Source organism: Alteromonas sp. H02 (assembly GCF_059682525.1).
On record NZ_CM185021.1, the window covers coordinates 1 to 18,717 of the forward strand.

Here is an 18,717-nt window from a genome sequence, read left to right on the forward strand (position 1 = left end):
AACGCATGAGAACAACCGATGGCTAATGATGCAACTAATGATGCAACTAATGAACTAAAGGTCCGGCTGGACAAATGGCTCTGGGCAGCGAGGTTAACCAAAACCCGTGCACTGGCAAGAGACCTGATTCAGGCCGGAAAAGTTCACTACAATGGGCAAAAAAGCAAACCCGGTAAAATTGTTGAGCCCGGCGCGGCTATTCGGGTGCCCGCCGGCTGGGATGTAAAAGAGCTCATAATTCAGGATGTTTCTGAAAAACGCCTGCCGGCGAAGGACGCTCAGCTATTATATGAAGAGACGCCAGAAAGTGTGGCCAAACGCGAAGAAAATCAGCAGGCGCGAAAAATGCAAAGCTTCCATAATCCGCGACCGGAAAGCCGGCCGGACAAAAAGCAGCGTCGCGAACTTATTAAATTTAAACATCAGTGATAACACTGGTGAAAGACAGGAAATACCATGAATCAGTTTGATCAGTTACATCGTTATTTATTCACTGACGCCAGCGTGCGCGGTGAATTGGTTAGATTGCAGGACACGTTAAAGCCAATCGTGCATAGCACCGACTATCCGTTGGCCATCCAGCAACTGCTGGCCGAGATGGCCGCAGCCACCAGTTTGTTAACCGCTACCCTCAAATTTGAAGGTGAAGTAGGGCTACAAATTCAAAGCCAGGGTAAAGTGCGTTATGCCGTAGTTAATGCGACCCACGAACAAACCCTTCGGGGCGTGGCCCGCTGGGATGAGGAAGCCGATTTATCGACTGCCAGCTTCGCCGAACTGGTGGCTAATGCTGTCCTGGTTATTACCATTACGCCTACCGAAGGAGAGCGTTATCAGGGCGTTGTGGCGCTCGATAAAGGCTCGCTGGCGGGCTGTATTGAAGATTACTTCGAGCGCTCAGAGCAATTGGCAACCCGCGTATTTATCCATACTGACTTAGCAGACAAGGACGCGCCTAAGGTAGCCGGGATGTTTTTACAGGTAGTACCAACCAGTAGTGAAGCCACTAATGTGACTGCCGACAGTGAATTTGAGCACCTGTGTACTTTAACTGAAACCATGACCGCTGAAGAGCTGTTTGCGTTACCTGCTCAGGATGTATTGTACCGCCTGTATCACGAGCAAACCGTGGAAGTGTATGCACCGGAAGCAGTGACCTTTGCCTGCACTTGTTCACGGGAACGCAGCGCCGAAGCATTGCGTAACATCGACAAAGCGGAACTGCTGGCGATTATTAAAGAAGAAGGCTCAATCAACATGAACTGTCAGTACTGCCACACAGAGTATCGCTTCGACGAAATTGACGTGGAGGCGTTAAAAAGTGGCTACAACAGCGCACCAGAAGCCTCTCAATAAGCGGTTTATTGATGGCTGATTTTCACATTAAAGCGCTTGAGCTGGCCAGAGCCGGTGACTGGGATGGCTCACACGATCTGGTTCAGGATTACAGTGATGAATTTTCCTGCCTGATCCATGGCTATCTGCACCGGGTTGAAGGTGATGAGTTTAATGCCCGCTACTGGTATACCCAGGCTGGCATTGCGATGCCGGTGAATTCACTGGAACAAGAGCTGGCGCGCCTGGAAAGTCTGGTGCGCGGCCACGGATAACCGAACGCAGTCAACCCTTTCCCCCGCTTACATCGACATGCAGCGGTGATTACCAGATTTGTTAAGTACATTAACGAAATCACGCGCTGCATACGAATTCTTATTGATGTCCCCACAGATTCGATGTTATTGCTAAGGTAGCCGGTTTGTATATGGGAGCCGGACCGACACGTCTGACGGAGAACCAATGAATCGAACCCTGGCCACCACCGTAATATTCAGCGGCTTTTTTCTGCTCGGCATCCTGTTGCTGATGTGGGGGATCCTGCTGCCTCGTATGGCGGCAGAGCTGACCATGAGCAGTTTTGTGAGCGGCGCGTTGTTTACGCTGTTTTCACTGGGCATGATGATGGGCGCGATTATTGGTGGCAAATATGCGTCTCGATTTGAGTTTTTGCCATTATTTGCCAGTTTGTCGCTGGTGAATGCCCTGTTCATCGTTATTGCCGGCTTAATGCCAAACTGGCCGGGATTGCTGGTTATCGTGTTCATTGTTGGGGTACTGAGCTCCTGTAAAATCACCATCGGCCATACGGTTATCGCCCAGCTCTACGTGGAAAAGCGCTTTGCCATGATGGGCATTATGGATTTTATGTTCAGCCTGGGCACGTTGGTGGCGTCTTTTTACGTGTCGCTGATCTTTTTGTGGCAGGCTAACTGGCGCTTGCCGCTGCACTTTCTGGCCGGTTTGTGGCTTATTCTGGCGCTCTTTACTTTCTTAAGTGTGCGCAATGCCAATGCAAAATTACCGGTTGAGAAACAGCAGGAATCAGCGCCTAAACAAACCCTGGCATTTGCCACTATCATGCGTCAACCGGTGTTTCTATTGCTGGCTGTCGCCAGTTTTGGTTATGGTGCGGTGGAATTTGGTACGGTTAACTGGTTTGTGAGTTATGCGCAGCAGGGACTGGGTTTCGATGGCGATGCCGCCCGTTTGTTATTGGCTGGCTTTACCGGCGGGATGGCGCTGAGTCGGTTAAGCTTTGCCTGGTTTTTACGCTGGTTCAGCGTACACCGGTTGATGATGGTGCTGGTCACCATGCTGCTGGCGGGTGCCATTATTGCCAAGCTGGGGGATACTTTTATGCTGATAATGCTCGGCAACTTCCTGCTTGGTCTGGGGCTCGGCGGGCTCTTCCCGCTAATCCTCTCTGCTGCTATGAATATCGACAGCGAAAAAGGTCCTTTGCTATCAGGAATAACCATTCTTGGTAATGCCATGGGGGTGCAGTTGGTGTCGCTTAGTACCGGCGCCTGGGCCGGGATAGCGTCTATTGGAGTGGCTTACTGGGCAGTACCAATGGCGGCGGTGCTACTCTGGAGTGCCACCTGGTTTTACAGTCGTATTATTAAGCAAGGCTAGGCCGCAGTTTTACAGCCCCTCGCTGGGCAGCCAGAACTCAGCAATCAGGCCTTCTTCGGGGTGATTACGCAGGTTAATCTGCCCGCCATGCATCTCGATAATACGCTTGGTGATGGCCAGTCCCAGCCCTGAACCGCCGGAGTTGCGGGCTGAGTCGCCCTGAGAGAAGGGACGGAAGACGTTTTCCAGACTATCCTCAGGAATGCCCTGACCAAAATCCCGTACTTTACAGACCACCCGGTTTTGCTTTTTGTCGAAATAGGTGGTGATTTCTATATGGTTACTACCGTAGCGGAAGGCGTTTTCAATCAGATTATCCAACACCCGTTTGAGGGCGACTTTACGCAATGGAATATTCGGCAGTGGGTTGAGCTCGAGGTGAATAGACTGACGGTCTTCCGCGGAAGGATTAAACTGCTGATTGGTATTACGGGCATCGGTTAATTCGGTAATTAACGGGTTCAGGTTGGCAATGGTCTGGCGTTCCTGTTGTTCCTGCCGGGCATACTCGATGAACTGATCGATAATTGCATTCATGTCTTCGATGTCGCTGACGATGCCTTCTTTCACCCAGTCCTGATCCTCGGGCAGCATTTCGGTGGCCAGGCGAATACGGGTAAGAGGGGTGCGCAGGTCGTGGGAAATCCCCGCCGTCATTACCATGCGATCATGCTCTAACTGCTTTATCCCCTGGTTCATGCGGTTAAACGCTTTGGTTACCTCAATCATTTCGCTGGTGCCATCTTCTTTCAGCGGTGGCGGAAACTGACCCCTGCCCACTTTGATTGCGGCGCGCTGCAGTGCGCTCAATGGCCGGTTAAGGCGAAATACAAACAGCCAGCCGCCACCCACACTTAAAATACCAATTAGCAACAGATACAGGGTTAATGGGAAGATATTGGCTTCACTTAAGCCGTACACCGGTACGCGGATCCAATTGTCTGGCAGGCTGGCGATTTTGATCCAGACATAATAAGGCGTGGATTGCTGATCAAGCTGGGGCGCACTAATGCGCACTTCGGCTTTTTCGTCCAACTGCTCGGTGACCTGGGCAGACATAAACTGATAAAAGGTAGCCTGCCCCAATCTGGCAGCCTTTGCTTCGGTATCAGTAAAAATGCGAATACCGGTTTGGGCTTTTAAGGTACGCAGGTATTCCGGGTCGTTGAGTTCGTCCACGTGAGTTTTGAGTGTGGCAGCCTGGGTGGCAATCAGGCTGTTGATTTGCTCGTAACTGGGCCGGATAAAATACATGGTGACCGACAGGTAAGAGACGACCTGGTTGATCAACAATAAAACGCCAATCAGCAGTACGGTTTGGCCAAAGGCGCTTTTAGGGAGTAATCGCACAGGTTATGTTACTGGGCAACCGCGCCATCCGGCACGAACACATAACCTAAACCCCATACCGTCTGGATGTAACGTGGATTGGCTGGATCTTCTTCCAGCATACGGCGCAGGCGGGATACCTGAACATCGATGCTGCGTTCCAGAGCGCTGTAGTCACGGCCTCTGGCCAGATTCATTAGTTTGTCACGGGACAACGGCTCACGTGGGTGAGTGACCAGTGATTTTAATACTGCAAATTCGCCGCTGGTAAGCGACAGGGATTTGCCGTCGTCGGTCATTTCGCGGGTGGCCAGGTTTAACCGGTAACTGCCAAACTCGACAATTTGCTCTTCCATGGATGGTGCGCCGGGGGCCTCGTGTGTCTGACGACGCAGTACTGCCTTAGCGCGGGCAAGCAGTTCCCGTGGATTAAAAGGCTTTGGCAGGTAGTCGTCGGCGCCCATTTCCAGGCCGATTATGCGATCGACCTCATCGCCCTTGGCGGTTAACATAATAATGGGCATCTTGCTTTCTGCCTGACGCATACGGCGGCAAATAGACAGGCCATCTTCACCGGGCAGCATCAGATCAAGGACCATCAAATGAAAGTTTTCACGTTCTAACAGGCGGTCCATCTGCTCGGCATTCGCCGCGCTTCTTACCTGAAAACCCTGCTCTACCAGGTAGCGCTCAAGCAAGCTACGTAACCGCATATCGTCATCGACGACTAATATTTTTGATGTTTCCTGACCCATTTCTGCCTCACTGACAACCGCGTTCCGGTATCACTATAACCCTAAGTGATACCGGACAAAAGTGCTCAGATGTTTCGAACCGGCACGGATTGTTACAAAGCGTGTCAGGCGTGTAATTCAGGCAACGCCGGGCATGATATACGTGGCTACTCCATAAACCAGTGCATAGCCAACGGAATAGGCAATAAGCAACAGCAGGAAGTACTTGCCATAACGGGCGAAGCTCAGGCCCTTTACTTTACTCATGGTCACAATCCCGGCTGCCGAGCCGATGATGAGCAGCGAGCCGCCTACGCCTACGGCATAGGTCAGTAACATCCATTCACTCACCGACATGCCGATATTGGCCTTAAGCAACGCCGCCGTTAGCGGTACGTTATCGATTAGTGCGGAGGTTGCACCCATCACATAATTGGCAATCAACGGCGGGAAGACCTGGTACAGGTAAAGCAGCGAGTGCAAGGCTTCGATATGCTCCAGCATACCCACTAACAGCAGCACTCCCAGGAAGAACAACAAGGTATCAAACTCTATGTAGCGGATGTAATCCATAATGGGGTCCTGATCGTCATCTTCGCCCATGTGGTTGGCTACCAGAAACATAATCGCCATACCCGCGAGAAAAGTCAGCATGGGCGGAATGGCATATAACACGTTAAGGATAAGCGTTGAGATAATGGTGGTTAAGAAAATACCGGCGATTACATAATCGATAGTATTGGTGGCATAGGTCGTTTTACGAATTTTTACCTTGCCGGTCATGCCGATGCTTAGTAATCCGGTGAGTACCATGACGGCCAGGAAGGAAGGCACCAACAGCCAGAACAGCTGGGTAATGGTGACTTTATTCTGCATAAAGATCATCAAAGTGGTGACATCACCGGTAATCAGCGACACGCCACCGGAATTAACCGCGAAGACCACCAGTACCGCAAAGCGCATGGTTTGATTAAACGGCAGTCCCAATGATAGCACCATGGCGATAGACACCAGCGTAGCGGTAATGTTATCTGCCAGCGAGGAAAAGCAAAAACTGAACAGTGCGGTTATCAACATCAGCTTTTTGAGTGAAATGTTGGTTGGCATCACCAGGTTCAGCATATTGGCAATCAGCCCCTTACGGTTGAGATAGGCCACAAAGGTCATGGCCGCCACCAGGAATAACCACAGGGTGGAGATTTCGGTAATGTTATGCAGTAAGCCTTCGTTAACCGCGTCGGTTGAGGCCGGGCTGTCGGCAGAGATAAAAAGAATCATCCAGGCCAGCGTGCCAAAAAACAGGGTGATCTTTGCCTTGTTGATATGCAGGACTTCTTCGAACATCACGCCAAGCAGGGCCAGGGCGGCCAGGGTAATAAGAATGGTATCTATCATGAGGGGGATTCCGCAATTTCAGTGGCCGTATTTTACGGCGAAGCCCTCGTCAGTAAAGGGCTAAGCGGTGAATAAGCGTTGTCAGGCGTTAATAGTTAGTATTCATTTTGGTTATTAAATACTTTGGTCTTACGACCTTAGCGCTAGACTTTTAAACCCGTTGAATTCGACGGGTTTAATAAAAGGGAGATTAAAAATTAAACAGGTTGAAAGGAGTGACTATACTAAATTTGTCTCCGAGCAGATATTCGCCGCGCTTGAGCTGTAGGGGTACAGCGATGCGGCGTCTTATTCGAAATTGGTTGTGAACCGCTAAATAATTATTATTTCAAAGTCATCGAATTCGATGACTTTGGTAAGCAACTGGTTTCAACATTTTTGTGCTACTGCACCCAATCCATTTGATAGCCCCGGCTTTTCTTGCGCTTCATCAAATCTTCAATCAGTGGCGTTAAGATTAACTCCATGGCCAGGCCCATCTTACCGCCCGGTACCACCAGTGTGTTGATGCGCGACATAAAGGAGCCGTCGATCATTTGCAGCAGGTAAGGGAAGTCGACGTTTTTCATTTCACGGCGGAAACGCACCACCACGAAGCTTTCATCCTGAGTGGGTATTTCTCGGGCGCTGAACGGGTTTGAGGTATCTACCGTGGGAACGCGTTGAAAGTTAATGTGGGTGCGGGAAAACTGTGGCGTAATATAATGGAAGTAATCGTCCAGACCACGCACAATGCTGCTCATCACCGCTTCCCGGGAATGGCCCCGATCGGTGGTATCGCGCACGATCTTTTGAATCCACTCCAGGTTAACAATAGGCACCATGCCGACCAGTAAATCTACATACTGAGACACGTCGATGTCTTCGGTTTTTACGCCGCCATGTAACCCTTCGTAAAACAATAAATCCGTATCGTTAGGTAATTCCTGCCAGGGTGTAAAGGTGCCTGGCATCTGATTAAATGGCACGGCATCATCGAAGGTATGCAAATACTGGCGAAACCGGCCAGTGCCATCTTCAGCGTATTGGCTGAATAAAGTTTCGAGCAACGAGAAATCATTGGCTTTTGGGCCAAAGTAGCTGATGTGACGCCCTTGTTCCTGCGCTTTACGTATTTCTACTTCCATTTCCGGACGGGTAAAACGGTGGAAGCTGTCGCCGCCAACATAAGCCGCATCAATTTTCAGGTTGCGAAATATATGCCGAATCGCATTGGTGGTGGTTGTGGTGCCGGAACCAGATGAACCGGTAATAGCAATAATGGGATGTTTTACCGACATGCGCGCTCTTTTTGGGCTGATGGTGATCCGAAATACCAGACTCTTAGTTGGCCTGTGTCAGATACTCAATAAGATAATCCCTATTTATAAGCCGGTGAGCGCCAATAATCAACCCTGATGCGAATCCGGTTCCTGCCGGACCGGTAGTGATTTGCCGCAGTGAGGGCAGTACGAATAAGGGGTTGAGCGCAGGTTTTGCTGACTATATTCCTGCGCAATATCAATTAATAAATTCGCCTGATCATCGTCCAATCCAAGGGTTTCCCGGAGCTGATTTAAGCGAGACAATTCATGCGGTGATAAGCTGCCATCGGCAATGACTTCCATCACATGCTTGCGAAAAGTATCACGACGCAAGCGTAACTGTTCTGATAAACGGGAGGCGAGAATACCTGCAGGTAGGGCGAATATGCCTACGCCTAAAATGGTGATCGCTCCGCTGAATATCTTACCCAGTGGCGTAATCGGCGTTACGTCGCCGTAGCCTACGGTGGTCAGCGTATTAATTGCCCACCAGAGTGCGGCCGGAATGCTGCCAAAGGCTTCTGGTTGGGCGCGTTGTTCTATGTAATACATGCCGGTGGCAGCGAGCACCATTACGATAACCAAAACCGATACCGCCGCCGCAAGCACGCGTAGCTCTTTACGAATAACGGTGTACAGCAGGTTGACTGAACGGGAGTAACGACCGAGTTTTATCAGCCTTGTAAGTCGCAATAACCGTAAAATACGCAAATCAAAGGCCATGAACATGCTCAGGTAAAAGGGCAGTATCGCAGCTAGATCCACCAGTGCCATGGGCGTAAACATGTAGCGTAAACGCTGTTGCCAGGATTTACTGTATGGCGCCTGGCGGTAGCTTGCGGTTTGCGGTGCACTGGTGGCGCTCCATACCCGGGCTAAATACTCCAGGGTAAACACCAAAACCGAAAAGATCTCAAATGCATAGAGTTGAGTGTGCCATTGCCGGTGCAGTGACTCTACCGTTGACGCCATAACCGCCACAGTATTGAGCAGGATAAGGACAATCAGGAACAGGTCGAATGCCCGGCTAAGGTGATCGCCTTTACGATGGGGCTCAAGAATATGATAAATACGGTTGCGAATTGGCTGGTCGCTCATTAAAACTCCTCAGTACTCCTGTTTTACTCTACCCGTTAGCACTCATGTTGAGCAAGTCTGGCCGGTGAGCAGGCTTGAGCTATCACAATTTTTTGGTATTTAGCGAAACAGTGTAATTTTTCTGCACCATGGAAGACTACCTGTATAACCCTCTTACTTACAGGATATAGGATAATGGAATTTTTAACGCAGCTTTTCGACAATACTTCACCGGCTCAGTTTGCCGTTGTGGGTGCATCGGTGCTATTTGTGTGGTTTTTACCGGCCATGGTGGCAATGATGTTTAACCGTAAACAGCTAAAGTTAATTGCCCTGGCGTGCATACCGGCCGGTTTTTCTTTGATCGCCTGGGGCGGCGTAATGGTATGGGCATTTACAGGTAACATGGTTAACCGCTTTAATAAGAAACCGGTGACCCAGAAATAAGGCCATGATTTCAGGCTTGCTGGTGACTCAGACAGAAAAAAGCCGCTCTGTGGAGCGGCTTGTTATTTTCTTACTTTATTTGGCTAATCCAGCCTGTTCCCGCGCCATTGCCCGGTAGGCAATATCATTGCGGAAGTAAACATCTTTCCAGTCAATGGCTTTGACTAGTTGATAGGCTTGTTGTTGAGCTTCGGTAACACTGTTACCCAGCGCCGTGGCACATAGCACGCGGCCACCGCTGGTGACGACTGCACCGTCTTTCAATGCAGTGCCTGCATGAAATACTTTGCCGTCCAGTTTCGCGGCTTCGTCTAAGCCTGAGATCACATCGCCTTTGGCATAATCGGCAGGATACCCACCGGCAGCCAGCACTACACCAACGGCAGCGCGGGAGTCGAAGTCGATCTCAATACCTTCCAGCTCACCGTCACAGGCTTTCAGGCAGAGCGCCACCAGATCTGACTGTAAACGTAGCATGATAGGCTGGGTTTCCGGGTCGCCGAAGCGGCAGTTATACTCAATCACTTTAGGCGTGCCGTCGGCCATAATCATCAGGCCGGCATACAAAAAGCCGGTGTACGGATACCCTTCTTCTGCCATGCCATTAACAGTGGGATAAATCACTTCGTCCATAATTCGCTGGTGGATGTCTGGCGTTACAACCGGTGCCGGTGAGTAAGCGCCCATACCGCCAGTGTTAGGGCCGGTATCACCGTCACCCATACGCTTGTGATCCTGGCTGGTGGCAAACGCCGAAACGTTTTTGCCATCGACCATGACAATGAAAGACGCTTCTTCACCGTCAAGGAATTCCTCGATAACCACACGGCTACCGGCTTCACCAAAGGCGTTGCCAGCCAGCATGTCTTTAATGGCGTCTTCGGCTTCTTGCAGGGTCATAGCAACAATCACCCCTTTACCCGCCGCCAGGCCGTCGGCCTTCACTACGATAGGCGCGCCTTTTTCACGCACATAAGCCAGCGCTGGCTCAATCTCGGTGAAGTTCTGGTAATCAGCGGTTGGGATTTTGTGGCGAGCCAGGAAATCCTTGGTAAAGGCTTTAGAGCCTTCCAGCTGCGCAGCGCCTTTGCTTGGCCCGAAGATCTTAAGACCTTCAGCCTCAAAAGCATCTACCACACCTATTACCAATGGCGCTTCCGGACCAACGATGGTGAGTCCGATAGCGTTTTCTTTGGCAAATGCCACCAATGCTTCTACGTTAGTCGCTGAAATATCAACATTAGTTAAGCCCGCTTCGGTGGCTGTGCCGGCATTACCCGGTGCAACAAAAACGTCGGTGACGCCAATCGATTGAGACGCTTTCCAGGCCAGCGCGTGTTCGCGGCCACCACCGCCAATTACAAGTACCTTCATTAAGAGTGTTCCGTAAAGTTATTCAGGTTTCATAAATTTTAGGGTCATTCGGTCACTTTCACCAATGGCCAGATAGTGAGCGCGTTTTTCGTCGCCAAGGCGCAGGCTTGGTGGCAGTGTCCAGACACCCCGTGGATGATCTGCAGTATCCATTGCGTTAGCGTTAATCTCGCTACTTGCGACCAGTTCAAAGCCCGCTTTTTCTGCCATCTCAATCACGTATGATTGTTTCATGTAGCCGGATGATTCCATTTTATCGTCGGCATCAGATTCCGGTAAACGGTGATCGACAACACCCAACATACCGCCTGGTTTCAGTGCTTTAAAAAAGGTTTTCATGGCGTTTGCCACGCCGTCCTTTTTATCGGCCATATACCAGTTGTGCACGTTACGGAATGTCAGTACGCGATCGGCACTGCCAGCTTTGGCAACATCGAGTTGCTCAAGCGGATCAAAAGCGGTTAGCTCGACTGCGTTAAACGGTCCATCACTGGCCATTTTTTCTTTAAAGCTGGCTAACAGGCGGTTGTAGTAACTGGGAGAGTCTGCTTTCACATTAAAGTGAGCGGCAACCAGTTTACCGTCTTCTTCCAATAATGGCGCGAGGATGTTTGAGTACCAGCCACCGCCTGGCAGAATTTCCACCACGGTCATGTCAGGCTGAACATCAAAAAAGCGCAGGGTTTGCTGAGGGTGACGGTATTCGTCACGCAGACGCTCCTGGCTCGAACGTGTATCGCTGGCTACTGCATCAGCAATGGCATCGGCATTGGCTGTAAAAGCCGGTGTCGCCAGTAAGCTGGCAAGTAATAGAACCGCAGATTTACGCATTGGTATTTCCCTTCTGTCATTAACAACGTGTGGTTTATACTGCATTGCTCATCAGATCGTTTAATGAGCAATCACTATTGCGGTAGCCTAACACAAAATTTTTACATTCGTGATGTCAGGCCAACGCAAAAACACGTTACACAGCGTATGCTGAATTAGTGACGGAAGTGACGCATGCCGGTAAACACCATGGTAATGCCGTGCTCGTCTGCCGCGGCGATAACTTCATCGTCACGCATAGAGCCACCCGGTTGGATAACGGCTTTAATGCCAGCCGCTGCGGCGGCATCAATGCCGTCGCGGAACGGGAAGAACGCGTCAGAAGCCATGACTGAGCCAGCCACTTCCAGATCTTCATCCGCCGCTTTAATGCCGGCAATCTTGGCTGAATACACGCGGCTCATCTGGCCAGCGCCCACACCAATGGTCATGCTGTCTTTACAGTAAACAATGGCGTTAGATTTAACGTACTTGGCCACTTTCCAGCAGAACATCAGGTCACGCAGTTGTGCTTCGGTGGGTTGTACCTTAGTCACTACTTTCAGGTCTTCCATATCAACCATGCCAAAGTCACGTTCCTGGATCAGCAGGCCGCCGTTAACCCGTTTAAAGTCGTACCCTTCAGTTAACTGGCCAGCCCAGTCACCGCAAACCAGCAGGCGTACGTTTTTCTTGGTGGCCACAATCTCAGTCGCAGCTTGCGATACCGATGGCGCGATGATCACTTCAACAAACTGACGGTCGATAATGGCCTGCGCGGTGGTAGCATCCAGCTCGCGGTTAAACGCGATAATGCCGCCAAACGCAGAGGTTGGGTCGGTTTTAAAAGCGCGGTCATAGGCTTCAAGAATATTTTCACCCAGTGCCACACCACACGGGTTAGCGTGTTTAACGATAACGCAGGCGGGTTCGTCGAACTCTTTCACACATTCTAAAGCGGCGTCGGTGTCGGCGATGTTGTTGAACGACAGCTCTTTACCATTTAATTGCGTAGCGGTAGCAACCGAGGCTTCCTGAATATCGTTTTCAACATAAAAGGCGGCAGACTGGTGGCTGTTTTCGCCGTAGCGCAGATCCTGCTTTTTGCTGACCTGAATATTGTAGGTCCGCGGGAATTCGCTGTGCTCGTGCTCGCAGTCATCAGCGCAGTCGGTAGAATCCAGACGTGCACCGAAGTAGTTAGCAATCATGCCGTCGTATTCGGCCGTGTGCTCGAATGCTTTGATAGCTAAATCGAAGCGGGTGTTATAGGTCAGCGACCCTTCGTTGCCCTGCATTTCGCTGAGTATGCGTGGGTAATCAGCCGCATTCACCACGATAGTGACATCTTTGTGGTTTTTCGCCGCAGCACGTACCATTGTTGGTCCGCCGATATCGATATTCTCGATAGCGTCTTCTAAGGTGCAGTCTTCTTTTGCCACAGTGGCCGCAAACGGATACAGGTTAACCGCCACTAAATCGATGGGGCCAATGTTATTTTCTGCCATCACCGCTTCGTCGGTACCGCGACGGGCTAAGATGCCACCATGAATTTTAGGGTGTAAGGTTTTCACCCGGCCGTCCATAATCTCTGGGTGTCCTGTGTAGTTTGACACTTCAATAACGGGCAGCCCCTTGTCAGCGAGTAGCTTGGCGGTGCCACCTGTCGACAGCAGCTCAACGCCTGCTTCGTGCAGTGCAGTCGCGAACTCAACAATGCCGGTTTTGTCTGAAACGCTTAACAGGGCTCGTTTGATAGGTTTTGGTGTTTCCATAGTGGTATTTTGCTTCGATGAGGTTAATAACAATGGTGTGGGTGTCCGGAGTGTCTCTATTTTATCCGCCGTTGCCTCCGGAACCAGACAGGGCGGTTAAAACAAAAAGAGCACCGAAAGGTGCTCTTATGTGGGCCAGGCCCGCAGGGCTTAGTTCATGCCATACTGCTTTAATTTCTTGCGCAGTGTGCCACGGTTGATGCCCATCATGATTGCTGCGCGGGTTTGGTTGCCGCGAGTGAAAGTCATAACTTCTTCCAGTAAAGGCGCTTCAACTTCGGCCAGTACCATTTCGTACAGGTTGTCGATGTTGGTGTTGTCCAGCTGCTTCAGGTACTTGTTGACTGCTTGTTTAACAGAGTCACGCAGTGGTTTTTGTGCCTGAGTTTGTGACGGAGTAGTTACAGTAGTTGTAAAAGGAGAAGTTACATTTTGATCGAACATAATACTTTCTTGCTCTTTTGTTAATCAGTCTTAAGCTGCCGGTGAGATCTGTCGGGCCTCACCATCAGGCAGCACGTTGTTAAAGTAGTGGTCAATGGCCTGCAGTTGCTCTTCGGCAGACTCCAGCGCATTAAACACTTTACGGAACTGACGATCCTTATCATGCTCCATCAAATACCAACCCACATGCTTGCGGGCAATACGAACACCGTTTTCCTCGCCATAAAAGGCGTGAACCGCTGTTACGTGTTCTTTAAGCACCGAATGTTGTTCCATTAATGATGGTGGGGCCAGCCGTTCGCCGGTATTCAGAAAGTGGGAGACTTCTCTGAATATCCACGGATTGCCCTGGGCACCGCGGCCAATCATTAATGCATCAGCTTCAGTATACTCAAGCACTTCCCTGGCTTTTTCTGGTGAAGTTATATCACCATTGGCAACTACCGGAATCGACACCGCCTGCTTAATACTGCGGATAGTGTCATACTCGGCAAAACCTTTGTACATACAGGCACGGGTTCGACCATGAACGGCCAGTGACTGTATGCCATTTTCCTGTGCAATGCGGGCAATCTCCACCCCATTGCGGTTGTCCGTGTCCCACCCTGTACGGATCTTCAGGGTAACGGGAACTGACACAGCGTCTACCACCGACCGAACAATGGATTCCACTAAATCCGGGTATTGCAGTAGTGCTGAACCTGCCAGCTTTTTATTTACTTTCTTGGCAGGGCAACCCATATTGATATCAATAATCTGGGCGCCGTTGGCAACATTAAATTTTGCTGCTTCTGCCATTAAGTCGGGATCGGCTCCGGCAATCTGCACAGAACGAATGCCTGACTCCCCGCTGTGATCCATGCGTTGCATGGATTTCGCTGTATTCCATACCCTTGGATTACTGCTCAGCATTTCCGATACAACCAAGCCTGCTCCCAGACGGCGACAGAGCTGTCTGAAGGGCCTGTCTGTTACACCTGCCATAGGTGCTAACATTAGGTTGTTATCAAGTGTGTAAGTTCCAATTCGCATAAAAAACAACCTAACTTTGCGTAGAAAATAACCACCTGTCTGAAACGGGGCGCTAAGTGTACGCGTTTTCTGCAATCTTGAAAAGGCTAAAAATTACACAAAATTTACGTGTTCACTATTGACAAAGAGATTTCGTTTTTATGTCAAAGTTGTGACATTGACATTTAGGACAGGTCAACCAGTATCGTCGATAATTAACCGTGCCGACGACCCGAAACTCGTGCCCACTCCTGATCAATAGCGCTGATATCGAGGGTGATATCACGGGCATAAGCCTGCTCAATTCGTTCTACTTGTTCGGCGAGAATACCGGAAAGCACCAGCAAGCCATCCGCTTTACAATAACCGGTAATCACATCCTGCAGTTCCAGTAACGGACCAGATAAAATATTAGCCATCACAATATCGGCTTGCAGTGAGGGTTGGTCTGCCGGTAAAAACACCTTTAAGCGGTCGGCCACCTGGTTGCGCTGGGCATTGTCCATGGATGCCTGCAAAGCCTGCGGATCGATATCGATTCCAATGACTTCTTTAGCGCCGAGTTTTAAGGCTGCAATAGCCAGGATCCCCGAACCGCAACCAAAGTCGACCACAGTTTTACCGGCTACCTCTATGCCGTCCAGCCAGCGTAAACACAGGGCGGTGGTAGGATGCGTGCCGGTACCAAATGCCAGACCCGGGTCGAGCATCACATTCACTGCGTCGGGCTCCGGCACATCGCGCCAGCTCGGGCATATCCACAAGCGCTCGCCAAACTTCATCGGGTGGAAGTTATCCATCCACTCCCGTTCCCAGTCTTTGTCTTCCAGCGGTTCCAGGCGATATTTAAAATCCTTCCCAAGCACTCTGGCTTTTTCGAGGCGTTTAATAATGGCTGGCATGTCGTCTGCGGCATCAAATAATCCAACTACCTGAGTATCCGGCCATAACATCACTTCACCTGGTTTGGGTTCGTACATCGGGGTGTCTTTAGCATCCACAAAGGTAACAGCCTGAGCGCCATTGGCACTCATCATGCCGCCTACTTGTTCAGCTAACTCGGCAGATGTATCGATTCGTAATTGTAACCAGGGCATGGGATCCTCAGCGGTAGTACAGAAAAACGCAATTTTAACAGGGATGCTAAGAATTGGTATCAGCGATTGCACAGCATAGCGATCGTGGCGCTTTTCATTTATGGTAAATAAAAACGTTTTAGTACTAATAACAAAGCGGAACAGTCCGCCCGGAGAGAAATATGAAACAAAGACTGCTTAGCATCCTGCTCGTCTGTTTCGTTGTATCCTGTGCCACGCAAACCCAGCCTGTAGTCGACAATAAATGGCTGGATGCACCGGTGGCTGAGCAGGTAGCGGCAATGAAGCGCGGTGAGTTAACTGCCGAAGCGCTGGTGACTGGCTATCTGGCTCGCATTGAGTCGATCGATAAAAGCGGTCCGACGATAAACAGTATTTTACTGGTAAACCCGAACGCGCTGGCCGAAGCCAAAGCAAAAGATGCAGCGCTCGCCAGCGGTGAGGCAACCGGCCCACTGCACGGCATCCCGGTATTACTTAAAGATAATATTGAAACCCGGGATATGCCTACCACGGCCGGCTCACTGGCATTACTTAATAATGATACCCGGCGTGACTCGCCGCTGGTAGCCAGTTTGCGTGATGCCGGGGCGATTATTCTGGGCAAAACCAATTTGTCGGAATGGGCCAACTTTCGTTCAGAGGATTCTATCAGTGGCTGGAGTGCGGTAGGCGGGCTGACTCGCAATCCTCACGTTCTTTCCCGCACGGCTTGTGGTTCTTCTTCAGGATCGGGCGCGGCCGTAGCGGCAGGACTGGCATCGCTTGCCGTCGGTACCGAAACTAACGGCTCAATTATTTGCCCGTCTTCAATGAACGGTATTGTAGGGTTTAAACCCACGGTGGGCCTGATCCCACGCACACATATTGTGCCGATTTCCGTGACCCAGGATACGGCCGGTCCTATGGCTCGCTCGGTTGCAGACGCCGCGCTGATGGCCTCTGTTATGGCCGGGCAGGACGATCAAGACGATGCCACAAAGGCCGAAGCTCGACCAGAAGCGAGTGCACTGGCGGCAGTAAACGGTGATATTCAGGGGCTGAAGATTGGCGTTATGCGTTATCGGCAGGGCAATAATCCAGCTATTATTGCGGCGGTCGATGCGGCCGTGGAAAAGCTAACTGATCTGGGCGCACAGGTAGTGGAAATCGAGAGCCTTGAACAGCCGGAGGATTTTTGAGCCAAATCTTATCTGGTATTGCTGGCTGAATTTAAAACCACAGTGAATGAGTATTTGTTGTCATCACCCGCTGATTTGCCGGTGGCCAATCTGGACGAACTGATTGGTTTTAATCGCACGTCAAAACGGGAAATGCAGTTATTTGATCAGTCAATCTTTGAGAAATCCGCGGCCACCGAAGGCATGGCCGGTGAAGACTACCAGCAGGCACTGGCACTTGTGCGCAGTGCAACCCGCGAGCAGGGGATCGACAAGTTATTAAACGAATACGATGTGGATGTGCTGGTTGGGCCGTCTAACAACCCGGCTTTCTTAATCGACGCCGTATACGGCGATAATGCGCCACAAGGTTATGTTGGGGTTGGCTATCTGGCAGCCATAGCCGGTTACCCGCATATTACTGTACCGCTAACTACAGTGAAGGAATTACCGGTGGGATTGAGTGTGATTGGCGGACAGTGGCAGGATGCACAGGTACTTAACACTGGTCTGGCATTTGAAAGAGCTAATCAGTTTATTGCGACGCCAGCGTTTTTACCTAACCGATTACAGGCTGAATCGGTTAACGGTATTCAGTCTCCTTACCAGAAGCCGGCTCAATAATGAAAAAAGGCGACGTCACCATGGGTAACGTCGCCTTGTTAAAACTTTTTTGTTCTGCGTTTAGCCAGGCTTTTTCACCCACGCACTACACCAGCCTTTGCTGTTAACCAGTTTGCCGGGGAAGATGGCGCAAGGACGCCATTCCTGACCCGCTTCGCCCTGAATGTACATACAATTTGAGCAACTTGAGCCTTCGGTTGTAGATTTGTGAACGTACTTAAGTGCTTTAGCGGTTGCGTCGTCTTCACTGAGCTGCTCCTGAGCATTCGCACGCAAGGCAACACCGCCTAAAGTCATGCCAATGAGCGTGGTTCCGGAAAGTTTCAGAAAGTCACGACGATTGACTGATTTCATAATATTACTCCAAAAAAGTTAACGAGAATGATTCTTTTTTACCTTGGTCCCAAAATGCAAAAACCTGCCGAAGCAGGTTTTTTGGAATCGCACATATTTATTAGTTTCTACTTATACAGGTTAAAAATGGATCTACCAACTGTAATTACCCATTCTATTGATCTGCATTAAAAAGCTGTAATGGTGTTGGCGGATTATCCGCTTTGGCATAAGCCATTTTGGCTATCGGGCTGGCCTGATGATAGGTATCCAGCCCGGTAATGGCAGCCAGGTCGAGCGAAGCTATCTCCACAGTGCCGTCCTCAGTAATAACAGCTGGGTCAACCTGCACCAGCTCGATTCGGCCAATGACCAACTCGGTATTGTTAGCCTGAATCGGCAGGATGTCTTCCAGTCTCAGGGCAATACGCAATGGACTCTCGGCCACAAACGGGGCTGCAAAGTCCTGTTCCCAGAGCGGCCTAAAACCTGCCTCATCGAATTCGCTGACATCAGGCGCGTACCGCGCTGAGGTCTGATGGCCATTAGCATAATGGCTAACCGGCAGCGCATTGATGGTAAATAAACCCGTTTGTTTAATGTTGCCCAGGGTATCACGGGTGACCGTGTGCGGACGCATAATCATGCCCATCAGGGGCGGGTTAGCACCAATATGAACCACTGAGCTGATGATTGCCAGATTGGTTTGCTGCTGCTCGTTACAGGTACCAACCAGATTGGCGCTTTTGTAACCTGACAGGCTGTTAATAAAATTAGCGCGATAACGCTGTGCCATGGCATCAATGCCGGCTGCATCAATGGTTTCCATA

The 18,717-nt window shown here is 50.4% G+C and carries 18 protein-coding genes and 1 pseudogene; 6 read left to right on the plus strand and 13 right to left on the minus strand.

Going from position 1 to position 18,717, the window contains the following annotated elements; translation table 11 throughout:
• The first annotated feature begins 18 nt into the window (after window positions 1–18).
• The 4 genes from hslR (at window position 19) to AC566Q_RS00020 (ending at window position 2,973) form a co-directional block, all read left to right on the plus strand.
• A complete protein-coding gene (gene hslR / locus AC566Q_RS00005; RefSeq protein ID WP_499612531.1) occupies window positions 19–429 on the plus strand; it encodes a ribosome-associated heat shock protein Hsp15 in 411 nt (136 codons plus the stop codon).
• Between the two features lie 27 nt (window positions 430–456).
• A complete protein-coding gene (hslO, locus tag AC566Q_RS00010) occupies window positions 457–1,356 on the plus strand; it encodes an Hsp33 family molecular chaperone HslO (RefSeq protein WP_499612533.1) in 900 nt (299 codons plus the stop codon).
• Between the two features lie 11 nt (window positions 1,357–1,367).
• A complete protein-coding gene (locus tag AC566Q_RS00015; RefSeq protein WP_499612535.1) occupies window positions 1,368–1,610 on the plus strand; it encodes a hypothetical protein in 243 nt (80 codons plus the stop codon).
• 187 nt (window positions 1,611–1,797) lie between these two features.
• Entirely contained in the window at window positions 1,798–2,973 is a 1,176-nt protein-coding gene (locus AC566Q_RS00020) for an MFS transporter (protein ID WP_499612537.1), read from the plus strand.
• A gap of 9 nt (window positions 2,974–2,982) precedes the next feature.
• Here the strand turns inward: AC566Q_RS00020 and envZ are convergent, their stop codons facing one another.
• From envZ to AC566Q_RS00045, 5 genes are all read right to left on the minus strand, one after another.
• Window positions 2,983–4,323 (minus strand): two-component system sensor histidine kinase EnvZ, encoded by a 1,341-nt coding sequence (envZ, locus tag AC566Q_RS00025; protein WP_105933067.1) that lies wholly within the window; start codon window positions 4,321–4,323, stop codon window positions 2,983–2,985.
• A gap of 8 nt (window positions 4,324–4,331) precedes the next feature.
• Window positions 4,332–5,057 (minus strand): osmolarity response regulator transcription factor OmpR, encoded by a 726-nt coding sequence (gene ompR, locus AC566Q_RS00030; RefSeq protein ID WP_105933068.1) that lies wholly within the window; start codon window positions 5,055–5,057, stop codon window positions 4,332–4,334.
• Between the two features lie 117 nt (window positions 5,058–5,174).
• Complete coding sequence (nhaD, locus tag AC566Q_RS00035) at window positions 5,175–6,431, minus strand: sodium:proton antiporter NhaD (RefSeq protein ID WP_105933069.1); 1,257 nt, start codon at window positions 6,429–6,431, stop codon at window positions 5,175–5,177.
• Window positions 6,432–6,814: 383 nt separating this feature from the next.
• On the minus strand, window positions 6,815–7,711 hold the full coding sequence (locus AC566Q_RS00040) for a phosphoribulokinase (RefSeq protein ID WP_105933070.1): 897 nt from the start codon (window positions 7,709–7,711) through the stop codon (window positions 6,815–6,817).
• Window positions 7,712–7,819: 108 nt separating this feature from the next.
• The gene (locus AC566Q_RS00045; protein WP_499612540.1) at window positions 7,820–8,833 is read right to left on the minus strand and encodes an ion transporter; all 1,014 of its coding nucleotides are present in this window, start codon (window positions 8,831–8,833) and stop codon (window positions 7,820–7,822) included.
• A 174-nt stretch (window positions 8,834–9,007) separates the two neighbouring features.
• Between AC566Q_RS00045 and AC566Q_RS00050 the strand changes: the two genes are divergently transcribed.
• Window positions 9,008–9,259 carry a superinfection immunity protein gene (locus tag AC566Q_RS00050; RefSeq protein ID WP_499612542.1) on the plus strand — a complete coding sequence of 84 codons (252 nt, stop codon included), beginning with the start codon at window positions 9,008–9,010 and terminating at the stop codon, window positions 9,257–9,259.
• Between the two features lie 75 nt (window positions 9,260–9,334).
• Here the strand turns inward: AC566Q_RS00050 and purD are convergent, their stop codons facing one another.
• The 6 genes from purD to prmA form a co-directional block, all read right to left on the minus strand.
• Window positions 9,335–10,633, minus strand: coding sequence for a phosphoribosylamine--glycine ligase (purD, locus tag AC566Q_RS00055; protein ID WP_499612543.1), 1,299 nt, complete (start codon window positions 10,631–10,633; stop codon window positions 9,335–9,337).
• Window positions 10,634–10,651: 18 nt separating this feature from the next.
• Window positions 10,652–11,464 carry a class I SAM-dependent methyltransferase gene (locus tag AC566Q_RS00060; RefSeq protein WP_499612545.1) on the minus strand — a complete coding sequence of 271 codons (813 nt, stop codon included), beginning with the start codon at window positions 11,462–11,464 and terminating at the stop codon, window positions 10,652–10,654.
• 155 nt (window positions 11,465–11,619) lie between these two features.
• The gene (gene purH, locus AC566Q_RS00065) at window positions 11,620–13,218 is read right to left on the minus strand and encodes a bifunctional phosphoribosylaminoimidazolecarboxamide formyltransferase/IMP cyclohydrolase (protein ID WP_499612547.1); all 1,599 of its coding nucleotides are present in this window, start codon (window positions 13,216–13,218) and stop codon (window positions 11,620–11,622) included.
• Window positions 13,219–13,368: 150 nt separating this feature from the next.
• Window positions 13,369–13,662 (minus strand): DNA-binding transcriptional regulator Fis, encoded by a 294-nt coding sequence (gene fis / locus AC566Q_RS00070; RefSeq protein WP_070175272.1) that lies wholly within the window; start codon window positions 13,660–13,662, stop codon window positions 13,369–13,371.
• 30 nt (window positions 13,663–13,692) lie between these two features.
• Window positions 13,693–14,694, minus strand: a complete 1,002-nt coding sequence (dusB, locus tag AC566Q_RS00075; RefSeq protein ID WP_499612548.1) for a tRNA dihydrouridine synthase DusB — start codon at window positions 14,692–14,694, stop codon at window positions 13,693–13,695.
• Between the two features lie 194 nt (window positions 14,695–14,888).
• A complete protein-coding gene (gene prmA / locus AC566Q_RS00080) occupies window positions 14,889–15,770 on the minus strand; it encodes a 50S ribosomal protein L11 methyltransferase (RefSeq protein ID WP_499612550.1) in 882 nt (293 codons plus the stop codon).
• Between the two features lie 281 nt (window positions 15,771–16,051).
• Between prmA and AC566Q_RS00085 the strand changes: the two are divergent.
• Window positions 16,052–17,554: pseudogene (locus tag AC566Q_RS00085) on the plus strand (amidase).
• A 60-nt stretch (window positions 17,555–17,614) separates the two neighbouring features.
• Here the strand turns inward: AC566Q_RS00085 and AC566Q_RS00090 are convergent.
• Together AC566Q_RS00090 and AC566Q_RS00095 are read right to left on the minus strand one after the other, a co-directional pair.
• Entirely contained in the window at window positions 17,615–17,908 is a 294-nt protein-coding gene (locus tag AC566Q_RS00090; RefSeq protein ID WP_105933079.1) for a high-potential iron-sulfur protein, read from the minus strand.
• A 154-nt stretch (window positions 17,909–18,062) separates the two neighbouring features.
• On the minus strand, window positions 18,063–18,716 hold the full coding sequence (locus AC566Q_RS00095; RefSeq protein WP_499612552.1) for a flavin reductase family protein: 654 nt from the start codon (window positions 18,714–18,716) through the stop codon (window positions 18,063–18,065).
• Between the last annotated feature and the right edge of the window lies 1 nt (window position 18,717).